Below are 11,097 nucleotides of genomic sequence, written 5' to 3' on the forward strand. Positions count from 1 at the left end.
CGCCGCCCACGCCGAGGAGTACTCACCCAGACGCTCCAACGCCATCCTGGTCACACGCTCACGCTGATCCTTCGGATACTTCCGGGGCATGATCCACATCCTTCTCAAGAAAGGAAGCGGCATCAAACCCGGGACGCTTCAAAGTGCCTTTCTCCAAGAGCAACAGGACCGTCGACAAGTCCCAGTTTCCCTTGCAGACAAGGCACTTTCGCATCACCACACCCCGTGTCGCCCCACCAGGTGTGAAAGACCGAGGTTAACGTGATCAACGGGGAGCAGGCTCGGACGCGGCGGTGAGGGCGCCGGAGCGGCGGAGGGCGTCGACGGCGTTTCGCCGGTGCCGGTCGAGGACGGCGACGAGCGTGCCGGCGTCGCCCGCGCGCACGGCCGCGATCGCCTCGTCGTGCTCGGCGACGACGGCGGACCTGTGCTGCTCGAGGTTGTAGTACACCGAGCGGTAGGCGTCGGTGGAGTCCCAGAGCAGGCGGATGAACCGCATCAGCCGCGGCAGCCCGCTGGGCTCCATCAGCGCGAAGTGGAAGCGCCGGTTGGCGTCGGTCATCGCGCCGAGGTCGCCGGCGTCGGCCGCCGCTTCGACGTCGCGCTGCGCCTCGACCACGCGTTCGACGTCCTCGCCGGTCAGCTTCGGCAGCGCCTCGGTCAACGCCTCGGGCTCGAGCAGGCCACGGATGCGGTAGACCTCGAGCAGGTCGTGCAGCGACAGCTCGGTGACGAAGTAGCCGCGGTGCGCCGCGTACGTCACCTGGCCCTCGCCCTCGAGGATCTTCAGCGCCTCGCGGAGTGGGACGCGGCTGACGCCGAGCTCGGTCGACAGCACGTCCTGCCGGATCTGCTCGCCCGGCCGCAGCGTGCCCGTGGTGATGGAACGCCGCAACTCGGCGAGCACCGCCTGTTGCGCCGTGGGTGGTTTGGTGAACCGTGGCGTGGTCACGTGAGATCGCCGCCCTTCAGCCACTGGCGTACGGCATGCGCGTCGTCGTCGAGACCCGGTGGTGGCTGTCGGTAGGTGACCGGCGTCTCCGACATCTCGAACGGGTTCGCGACCTGCTGCCGCGAGCCGAGCGCGACCAACGGCGCGAGCCCGAGCGCGGTCGCGGCGGCCATGCCGCCGGCGAGGTCGTTGACCGGTCCGCACGGCACGCCGGCCGCGTCGAGGTCGGCCTGCCAGGTGGTCGCGTCGCGGGTGGCGAGGCGTTCGCGCAGCAGCGCCACGAGCTCCTCGCGATGCGCGACGCGGTCGGCGTTGTGCGCGAACCGTGACTCGCTCGCGAGCCGCGGCAGGCCGACGCACCGGCACAGCGCCGCGAACTGCGCGTCGTTGCCGACCGCGATGATGAGTGGGCGGTCGGCGGTGGGGAACGGCTCGTACGGGCAGATGCTCGGGTGCCGGTTGCCCATCGCGGTCGGGGACTCGCCGGTCTCGGCGTACGCGCCGCCCGCGTTGACGAGGGCGGACAGCATCGACGAGAGCAGGTTGACCTCGATCCGCTGCCCGTCGCCTGTGCGGTCGCGGTGCCGCAGCGCGGCCAGGATCGCGACGCTCGCGTGCAGCCCGGTGACGACGTCGGCTATCGCGACGCCGACCTTGCTCGGCTCGCCCACCGGGCCGGTGAGCGACATCAGCCCCGACACCGCCTGGACCACGACGTCGTAGCCGGACAACCGCGACTCGCCGCCGAACCCGGTGATCGAGCAGTACACGAGGCCGCGGTTGCGCGCCCGGAGCGTGTCGTAGCCGAGGCCGAACGCGTCGAGGCTGCCGGACCGGAAGTTCTCGATGAGGACGTCGGACCGCGCCGCGATCTCCTGCGCGTCCGCCCGGCCCTCGTCGGTGCGCAGGTCGAGCGCGATGCTGCGCTTGTTGCGGTTGACCGAGAGGTAGTACGTGCTCGCGCCGTCGGCCGCCCACGGCGGGCCCCACCGGCGCGTCTCGTCGCCGACCGGCGGCTCGACCTTGACCACCGTCGCGCCGAGGTCGGCGAGCAGCATGGTGGCGTACGGGCCGGCCAGGACGCGCGAGAAGTCGGCCACGACCACGCCCGCGAGCGACGAGTCCACCGCCGCCTCCTTGGATCCGATATCCGAAGTCGTCAGCGTAGTGGATGACCCGGGGTCGATAGGCTCGACGCGTGGCGGAGAGTGCGGAACGGGCGGCGTCGGTCGGGCGCATGGCGCGGGCGGGGTTCGCCGATCCCGACGCCGCCAGCCGGCAGATCGCCGCGGTCGGCTCCGATCTCGTCGACGTCCTCGCCGCGACCGCCGACCCCGACCTCGCTCTGACCGCTCTCGTCCGCTTCCGCGAGGCGCTCGGTGACGACGCCGCGGCGTTCGACAGGCGCTGTGCTGACGATGACTCGTTGCGGGCGCGCCTGCTGGCCGTCCTCGGCTTCAGCGCGGCGCTCGGCGACCATCTCGCCAGGCACCCGGGACACTGGCGGGCGCTCGACGAGCCGCTCGCCGGCGACCCGCGCCTCGTGCTGCTCGAGGCGGTCGGCGCCGACCCGTACGCGACCGAGCCGTGCGCCGGCGACGCCGTCGCGTCCGACGCGCTGCGGGTCGCGTACCGCCGCGTGCTGCTGTCGATCGCGGCCCACGACCTCGCCGGCGAGCTCTCGGTGGAGCAGGTGGCGCGCGCACTGTCCGACCTCGCGAGCGGAGCGCTCGAGGCCGCACTCGCCATCGCCAGGGCCGGCCTCGACGACGGCGCGACGCCGTGCCGGATCGCGGTGCTCGGCATGGGCAAGGCCGGTGGGCGCGAGCTCAACTACGTGAGCGACGTCGACGTCATCTTCGTGGCCGAACCGCGCACGACGGGGGCGGACGGCGAGGAGTCCGACGAGGACGCGGCGCTGGCGACCGCGACGAGGCTGGCCGCCGGCATGATGCGGGCCTGCTCCGACAACACGGCCGAGGGCACGCTGTGGCCGGTCGACGCGGCGCTGCGTCCCGAGGGCAGGTCAGGCCCGCTCGTCCGCACCCTCGCCAGTCATGTCGCGTACCTCACCCGCTGGGCCAAGACGTGGGAGTTCCAGGCCCTGCTCAAGGTGCGTCCGGTCGCCGGCGACCGTGACCTGGGGGAGAGGTACGTCGGCGAGGTCGCGCCGCTGGTGTGGAAGGCCGCCGACCGCGAGGGCTTCGTCGAGGACGTCCAGGCGATGCGCAGGCGGGTCGAGGAGCACGTGCCGCAGCGCGACGCCGGACGCCAGCTCAAGCTCGGCCGCGGCGGGCTGCGCGACGTCGAGTTCGCCGTCCAGCTGCTGCAGCTCGTCCACGGGCGCACCGACGACACGTTGCGCAGCGGCAACACCCTCGACGCGCTCGCGGCGCTCACCGAGGGCGGCTACGTGGGACGCGACGACGCCCCGCCGCTCGCGGACGCGTACCGGTTCCTCCGCGCGCTCGAGCATCGGCTCCAGCTGCGGCGGCTGCGCCGTACCCACGTCGTCCCCGACGACGACGCCGAGCTGCGGTGCCTGGGACGCGCACTCGGCTACACGCACCAGCCGGTCGCCGAGCTGACCGAGACCTGGCGCAGGCACAAGCGCGAGGTACGCCGACTGCACGAGAAGCTGTTCTACCGTCCGCTGCTCAACGCGGTGGCCCGGCTCCCGGGCGCGGAGGTGCGCCTCACGCCGGACGCCGCGCGCCAGCGGTTGGAGGCACTCGGCTACGCCGACCCGGGCGGCGCGTTGCGGCACATCGAGTCGCTCACGGCCGGGGTGAGTCGACGGGCGGCGATCCAGCGCACCCTGCTGCCGGTCATGCTCGGGTACTTCGCCGACGGCGCCGACCCCGACCGCGGCCTGCTGGCGTTCCGGCAGGCGAGCGATGCGCTCGGCCGCACCCCCTGGTACCTGCGGCTGCTGCGCGAGGAGGTCACCGCCGCCGAGCGCCTCGCCCACGTGCTCGCGTCCGGCCGGTACGCCGCCGACCTGTTGCTGCGCGCCCCCGAGGCGGTGCGCATCGTCGGCGACGAGGCCGAGCTCGCCCCGCGGTCCGCCGACGCGATCGCCCGCGAGGCCGAGTCGATCGTGGGCCGGCAGGACGATCCCGAACGCGCCGTCGTCGCCCTGCGCGGGCTGCGCAGGCGCGAGCTCTTCCGCGTCGCGGCGGCCGACCTCGTCGGCACGCTCGACGTCGATGCGGTCGGCGTCGCGCTCACCACGATCACCGACGTGACGCTGCGTGCCGCGGGCGACGTCGCACGCCGGTCGGTCACCGGCGGCGACGGCGGGCCCGGCCGCCTCGCGGTGATCGCGATGGGCCGGCTGGGCGGGTGCGAGACCGGCTACGGCAGCGACGCCGACGTCCTCTACGTCTTCGAGTCCGACGGCGACGAGCAGGCCGCGGCACACTGGGCGCACGCCGTCGCCGACGAGCTGCGACGGCTGCTCTCGATGCCGTGCCAGGACCCGCCGCTGACCGTCGACGCCGACCTGCGTCCCGAGGGCAGGTCGGGCCCGCTCGTGCGGAGCCTCGACTCCTACGCCGCGTACTACCGGCGCTGGTCGTCGCCCTGGGAGAGCCAGGCCCTGCTCCGCGCCCGTGCCGTCGCCGGCGACGCCGAGCTCGGCACGCGGTTCGAGTCGCTCGTCGAGCCGCTGCGCTACCCGCACGGCGGACTCGACGGCACGTCGGTACGCGAGATCCGCCGGCTGAAGGCGCGGATGGAGTCGGAGCGGCTGCCGCGCGGAGTCGAGCGCACGACGCACCTCAAGCTCGGGCCAGGCGGTCTGTCCGACGTCGAGTGGGTCGCGCAGCTCGCCCAGCTCAGGCACGCGGGCGCGGTGACGTCTCTTCGCACGACCCGCACCCTCGACGCGCTCGACGAGGCCGTCGACCACCGGCTGCTCGACCCGGCCGACAGGGACGTGCTCGCCGAGGCGTGGCGGCTCGCCAGCCGCGTACGCAACGCCCGCACCCTCGTCAGCGGCAAGCCGGGCGACACGATCCCCGTCGAGTACCGCGAACGCGCCGCCGTCGCACGTGTCCTCGGCTACGAGCCCGACGAGGTCGGCGAGCTCGTCGAGGACTACCGCCGTACCGCCCGCCATGCCCGCACCGTCTTCGACCGCGTCTTCTACGAGGACTGACCGAGCGGCACGAGCTCCGGATCGAGCATCAGGCCGAGCCACTCCGCGGCGGCCCCGACACCCTCGACGGCGATGTCCGTGGGCGTGTCCTGGTAGCTGCGCAGCCAGGCCTGCGCCCTCGTCACCGTGGCGATCCTCGCGGCGTCCTCGACAAGTGGTCTCAGCTCGGCGACCGGCGCCACGTCGGTGAACGGTTCGAGGTACGCGTCGCGCAGCCGGTGCAGCTCGGGCGCGCCGGCGCGCAACTCGTACCTGTGCGCGAAGGACCGCATCGCCACGAGGAACGCGACGAACGGGTGACTGACTGCGGCATCGCCCCAATCGAAGAACACGTGCCGTCCGCCGGGGCGGACGAAGACGTTGCCGTCATGCAGGTCGTCGATGTCGATGCTCGGCGGAACGGGGGACTGGTCGAGCCGTGCGCAGGTCTCGGCGAGGCGCGGCACGAATGCGCGCAGCGCGGCGGACGTGTCGGGCGCGAGCGTGGCGCGGAGCCGGTCGAGCAGCTCGTCGACCCGCGCGGGCACGTGCGCGGGCAGCGCGTCCGGGACGCCGAGGCCCACCAGCTCGCCCGCGTGCGGGGCGACGGCGAGCTGAAGCTCGGCGTACTGGGCGACCATCGACTCCCACGCGCCGGCCGGAGGATCGGCCTCACGCAGGATGGTGCCGCCGTCGGGGTTGAGGACGAACCCCCGTTCGGCGTCGACGGCAAGCGGCGTGAGTACGTGCTCGGGCGCCCAACGGGCGAGAGCGTCGACGAGCGGAGCCTCGTAGCGCGCGGCGGTCGCGTTGGCCTTCAGCCAGTACATGCCTGCGTCGGTCGGGAGGACGAACATCGTCGACCACGGACGCATGCGCGGCTGCTCGGGCTCGCCGGTCAGGGAAAGCCCGTGCTCCGCCAGGCGTTCCGTCGCCCAGGCCAGGACCTCGGCACGCCAGGCCGGCTCGGCCCACCGGCCCGTATAGGTCTCGAACTCCACGGGCTCACCGTAGGGCCAGGGGCGGACCTACTCCGCCGCCGATGCCTCCGCGAGCACCGCCGCCTCCTCCGCGGCGTCGAGCGGCTCGTCCTCGGTCTTGCCGCGCCGCCAGTACCCGCAGAAGTCGATCGCCCTCTTGTCCACACCGCGCTCCCGCACGAGGTGCCGCCGCAGGTCCCTGACGGCCGACGCCTCGCCGGCGAGCCACGCGTACGGGGTGCCGGCCGGCAGGTCGGCCGAGCGCACTGCCGCGACCAGCGGGCTGTCGCCGCCGGTGTACGCCGCGCGCGACAACCACGTGACCCGTACGTCACCCGCGGTCGGCATGTCCTGCCGGTCGGCGTCGTCCGGGACCTCGACGAACAGGCGCGCCGAGGTGCCGGGCGCGAGGTCCTCGAGGATGCCGGCGATCGCGGGCAGCGCGGTCTCGTCACCGGCGAGCAGCTGCCAGTCGGCGCCGGCCGGCGGCTTGTACTCGTACCCGCCGGCGACCGCGCCGAAATGCGCGTTGGGCACCCACATCGTCACCCGGTCGCCCGCGGTCGCCCGCTCGCACCACGCGGATGCGGGACCGGAGTCGCCGTGCCGCACGAAGTCGACGTCCATCTCGCCGACGTCGGAGCGCAAGGACCTGATCGTGTACGTGCGCATCACCGGCTTCACCTCCGCCGGCATGGCCAGGTACTCCTTGTACCAGTCGGTGCCGGTCGGGACCTCGGGGCACTCCTGCCCGGCGAGCGGGAAGAAGATCTTGATCCGCTGGTCGCCCGCCCCCGCCGCGGCGCCGTCGAGTCCGTCGAAGGTCACGCGCAGCATGTGCGGAGTGAGCTCCCGCGTGCGCGCCACCCGGCACGCGACGTGCACGTACGGAAGGACCTCCTGCTGCTCGGTCGTCGTCACGGGAGCGAGTCCTTCCGGCCGGGGCATCGACGTAGGTAAGGCTAACCTTAGGCTACCTTCCCTCGTCCAGTGTCGGGCTGCCGCGCCCGCCCGCGCTCAGCACAGGGCGGTGACCACGTCCTCGACCAGCTGGACGATGCGGCGGGCGCCGGAACGGTCGGGATCCTGATCGGGATCGTAGATGGCGATGCTCCAGCCGACGCAGCCGCGCGCGCCCACGGCTGCGGTGAGCACACGGGTGAGCTCGTCCCAGGTCAGGCCGTTCGGCGCGTCCTCGACGTCCGGCACGCCTTGTGCGGCGAACGCCTCGGGATCGAGGACATCCAGGTCGACGTGCAGCCACCATCGGTCGGAGCTTCGCCGGAGATGCTCGACGGCGGACCGTCCGAGCCTCTCGGGTTCGGCGGCGACCTCCTGCCAGTCCCGCAACCAGACCCCGCTGTCGCGCAGTGACCCGACGTTGAACTCCCGGCGCCACTCGACGTCACGCGGGCCGAGCATGGCCAGCGCTGCTTGCTCGAGTGCGGGCAGCCGGTCGGCCAATGGTCCCTCGAGCAGCCGACCCGTCAGTCCGAGCAACAGGCCGACCTCGGTATTGGCCGCCTCGCCGTCCTCCGATACGTCCAGCGGCATGGTGTCCTCGTGCCCGTCGACGAAGAGGAGGCCGAGAGGCCCGTTCTCGCGCAGTCCGGGAACGGTGCCCAGCAGGGTGGCGCAGTCGCCGCCATAGACCAACGGGAAGCGGCCGCCGGTCACCGCCTCCGACACGCGTGAGCCGAGGGTCTCGACCATGGCGAGCAGGGCCGACTCGTTGACCAGTGAGGTCCTCGAGCCGCGGTTGGTTTCCGCATCGGGCAGTTCCACGTCGTCGCCGCGCACCACCGTGTGCGCACGAAGGGCATCGAGCAGGCCGGCATTCCGCAGGGCCTTCGCTGCCGCGGCCTGGTGACCCGGCCGCCCCCATCCGTCGAAGGGGACGCCGATGAGTTCCATGTCAGCCATGGCTCCACACTAGGCTGACGCGATGCGTGGTCTCGTCGTAGGGAAAGGCGGCTGGACGCACGCCGAGCTCCCCGAGCCGACGCCCCGAGCACACGACGTCGTCGTCCAGGTCCACGCCGCCGGACTCAACCGCGCCGACCTCGACGAGCTCAGCGGCACGTACCAGGGCAAGCGGCTCGACCCGAGCGGACCGAACGTGGCCGGCGCCGAGCTGGCCGGGGTCGTCGAACGAGTCGGCGCGGCCGTCCCGGGCGTGAGCGTCGGCGACCGGGTCATGGCCATGGTCAACGGGGCGTTCGCCGAACGAGTCGCCGTCGACCACCGGCTACTGCTTCCGGTGCCCGCGGCGGTCGACCTGACGGACGCGGCTGCATTGCCGGTCGTGTGCATGACGGCGTACGACGCGCTCGCCACGCAGGGGCATCTGCGGGAGGGCGACGTCGTGTTGCTGCTCGGTGTGACGTCGGGCGTCGGGTTGTTCACCGCCGCGCTCGCGCGGTACCTCGGGGCCGGGCTCGTCGTCGGCACGTCTCGGTCGGCGGAGAAGCTGGCCAGGGTCGGTGTCCACGGGGTCGGCGTCGGCATCGATACCACCGCGCAAGACGTCGCGGACATCGTGCTCGCGCACACGTCCGGCCGCGGCGCCGACGTCACCGTCGACCATGTCGGCGGCGACCTCACCGACCGGGGCATCGCGGCCACGCGGATCGGCGGGCGGGTCGTGCAGGTGGGGCGCCTCGCCGGCGACCAAGCTGTGCTCGACCTCGACCGGCTCGCGTACCGGCGGGTCTCGCTCGTGGGCACGACCTTCCGCACGAGGACGCCGGAGGAGCACGCCGAGGTCGCGACGCGCGTACGCACGCACGTGCTGCCGGGCATCGCGAGCGGTGACTTGAGAGCGCCGGTCGACCGTGCCTTCCCGTTCGACCGCGCGGACGACGCCCGTGCGTACCTGTCCGGCGACGCTTCTCTCGGCAAGGTCGTCCTGGCCCTGTGACCTTGGTTACGACGCTCGTCGGTCGCCGTGATCACCAGGTTAGGTTCCCCTAAGAAACGTCTCCAGGGGGAAGGGCGCCGTGCGCAATCTGAGAGTCGCCGTCGTCGGGGCGGGTCCGGCGGGCATCTACGCCGCCGACATCCTCACGAAGTCGCAGACACCGGTGACGGTCGACCTGATCGAGCGCCTGCCCGCGCCGTTCGGCCTCGTGCGGTACGGCGTCGCGCCCGACCATCCGCGCATCAAGGAGATCGTCAAGGCGCTGCACCGGGTGTTCGAGAACCCCGCGATCCGGCTGCTCGGCAACGTCGAGTACGGCCGCGACATCAAGCTCGACGACCTGCGCGCGTGCTACGACGCCGTCATCTTCTCGACCGGTGCCGACTCAGACCGGGCGCTCGACATCCCCGGCATCGCGTTGCCGGGCAGCTTCGGCGCGGCGGACTTCGTCTCCTGGTACGACGGGCACCCCGACGTCCCGCGCACGTGGCCGCTGACCGCGCGCGACGTCGCGGTGATCGGTGCGGGCAACGTCGCGCTCGACGTCGCCAGGATCCTCGCGAAGACCGGCGAGGAGCTCGGCTCGACCGAGATCCCGGACAACGTCCGCCAGTGCCTCGACGCCAACCAGGCGACCGACGTGCACGTGTTCGCACGGCGCGGACCCGCACACCTGAAGTTCACCCCGCTCGAGCTGCGCGAGCTCATCCACTCGCCCAACGTCGACGTGGTCGTCCACCCCGAGGGCTTCGACGTCGACGAGCACGGCCAGGCCGCGATCCGCGCCAGCAAGCAGACCAAGCAGGTCGTCGACATCCTGCAGAACTGGGTCGTGCGCGACGAGGCGCCGACCAAGCCGCACCGCATCCACCTGCACTTCATGCAGCAGCCGGTCGAGGTGCTCGGCGACGACGCGGTCAGCGGGCTGCGCACCGAACGCACCGAGCTCGACGCGGACGGCGCGGTCGTAGGGACCGGCGAGTACACCGACTGGCCCGTCGGGGCCGTCTACCGCGCCGTCGGCTACCTCGGCTCCGCCCTGACCGACCTGCCGTTCGACCAGCGGGCCGGCGTCGTGCCGAACGAGGCGGGGCGGATCCTCGACCTCGACGGCGAACCGATGCCCGGCCTCTACGCGACCGGCTGGATCAAGCGCGACCCCGTCGGCCTGATCGGGCACACCAAGAGCGACGCGAGCGAGACCGTGCGGTGCCTGCTGGCCGACGCCGAGGCGCTGACCCGGCCGGCGGATTCCGACCCCGACTCCCTCACCCGCTACCTCGCGGGACGCGGCGTCGAGTTCACCACCTGGCAGGGCTGGCAGCTGCTCGACGCGCACGAGCTCGCCCTCGGCGAGGTGGAGGGCCGGCTGCGGGTCAAGCTCGTCCCCCGCGGGGACATGCTCAGGGTGTCCCGACAGTCGTGAGTCGGGTCAGCCGCGCTCGTAGTCGGTGTCGGTCACGGCGTCCGCCCAGGACGTCGTGCCGAGTGACACGGCGGTGTGCAGCAGGAAGCCCTCGCTCGTCGCGCCGTGCCAGTGGCGCTCGCCGGCGGGCACCCACACGGCGTCGCCGGCGGCGATCGGTTGCGGGTCGCCACCGTCGCTGCAGACCAGGCCGGTGCCCGCGACGACGTGGAGGTACTGGCCGTTCTCGTGGGAGTGCCAGTGGGTGCGCGCCTTCGGTGGGAAGAACACGTTGTTGACGGCGACGTCGTCCGTCGGCGGCAGCAGCGGGTCGAACCACACGGTGCCGGTGAAGGTCTCGGTCTTCTGCTGCGCCGGCCGGCCGTGCGGGTGGCGGATGATCTCCACGTAGTGCTCCCCTCGAGTGATTGTATGACTGTATTACAGCGCGGTCGGAGTGTGCGCACGGGGGTCCCGCAGGACGGTCGTGAGGTCACAGGCGACGCACAGTCAGCGGGGATTCCGGCGGACCCGCGAGCGACGGTAGGCTCGGGCCGCTTGCACGGAGAGGAGCCCCTGAGAGTCGTGCAGGACCTGACGTTGGACGAAGGTGTGCGACTGCTGCACATCGGTCCGCACAAGACGGGCACCACCACCATCCAGGGCGCTTTCCACCTCGCGCGAGAGTCACTCGCCGAG

The 11,097-nt window shown here is 72.5% G+C and carries 9 protein-coding genes; 3 read left to right on the plus strand and 6 right to left on the minus strand.

Translation table 11 applies throughout. The annotated features are described in order from the left end of the window. Window positions 1-265 precede the first annotated feature (265 nt). Complete coding sequence (locus GEV10_30385; protein MQA82718.1) at window positions 266-952, minus strand: FCD domain-containing protein; 687 nt, start codon at window positions 950-952, stop codon at window positions 266-268. Next, window positions 949-2,079 carry a CoA transferase gene (locus GEV10_30390; GenBank protein MQA82719.1) on the minus strand — a complete coding sequence of 377 codons (1,131 nt, stop codon included), beginning with the start codon at window positions 2,077-2,079 and terminating at the stop codon, window positions 949-951. The genes GEV10_30385 and GEV10_30390 overlap by 4 nt, the downstream gene beginning before the upstream one ends. Before the next feature lie 71 nt (window positions 2,080-2,150). Here GEV10_30390 and GEV10_30395 point away from each other — a divergent pair, with 71 nt between their 5' ends. Continuing rightward, a complete protein-coding gene (locus GEV10_30395; protein ID MQA82720.1) occupies window positions 2,151-5,114 on the plus strand; it encodes a bifunctional [glutamine synthetase] adenylyltransferase/[glutamine synthetase]-adenylyl-L-tyrosine phosphorylase in 2,964 nt (987 codons plus the stop codon). On the opposite strand, the gene GEV10_30400 is transcribed toward GEV10_30395, so the two are convergent. From GEV10_30400 to GEV10_30410, 3 genes are all read right to left on the minus strand, one after another. Beyond that, entirely contained in the window at window positions 5,102-6,094 is a 993-nt protein-coding gene (locus tag GEV10_30400; GenBank protein MQA82721.1) for a phosphotransferase, read from the minus strand. The genes GEV10_30395 and GEV10_30400 overlap by 13 nt on opposite strands. A 27-nt stretch (window positions 6,095-6,121) precedes the next feature. After that, the gene (locus GEV10_30405) at window positions 6,122-7,021 is read right to left on the minus strand and encodes a siderophore-interacting protein (GenBank protein MQA82722.1); all 900 of its coding nucleotides are present in this window, start codon (window positions 7,019-7,021) and stop codon (window positions 6,122-6,124) included. Window positions 7,022-7,090: 69 nt separating this feature from the next. Next, window positions 7,091-7,996, minus strand: coding sequence for an arginase family protein (locus GEV10_30410; protein MQA82723.1), 906 nt, complete (start codon window positions 7,994-7,996; stop codon window positions 7,091-7,093). 22 nt (window positions 7,997-8,018) lie between these two features. Between GEV10_30410 and GEV10_30415 the strand changes: the two genes are divergently transcribed. Continuing rightward, window positions 8,019-8,993 (plus strand): zinc-binding dehydrogenase, encoded by a 975-nt coding sequence (locus tag GEV10_30415; protein MQA82724.1) that lies wholly within the window; start codon window positions 8,019-8,021, stop codon window positions 8,991-8,993. Between the two features lie 79 nt (window positions 8,994-9,072). Further along, window positions 9,073-10,419, plus strand: a complete 1,347-nt coding sequence (locus GEV10_30420; GenBank protein MQA82725.1) for a pyridine nucleotide-disulfide oxidoreductase — start codon at window positions 9,073-9,075, stop codon at window positions 10,417-10,419. A gap of 6 nt (window positions 10,420-10,425) precedes the next feature. Here GEV10_30420 and GEV10_30425 read toward each other — a convergent pair whose 3' ends face one another. After that, window positions 10,426-10,797 carry a cupin domain-containing protein gene (locus GEV10_30425; GenBank protein ID MQA82726.1) on the minus strand — a complete coding sequence of 124 codons (372 nt, stop codon included), beginning with the start codon at window positions 10,795-10,797 and terminating at the stop codon, window positions 10,426-10,428. Window positions 10,798-11,097: the final 300 nt, after the last annotated feature.

The organism is Streptosporangiales bacterium (assembly GCA_009379955.1).
GTDB lineage: Bacteria > Actinomycetota > Actinomycetes > Streptosporangiales > WHST01 > WHST01.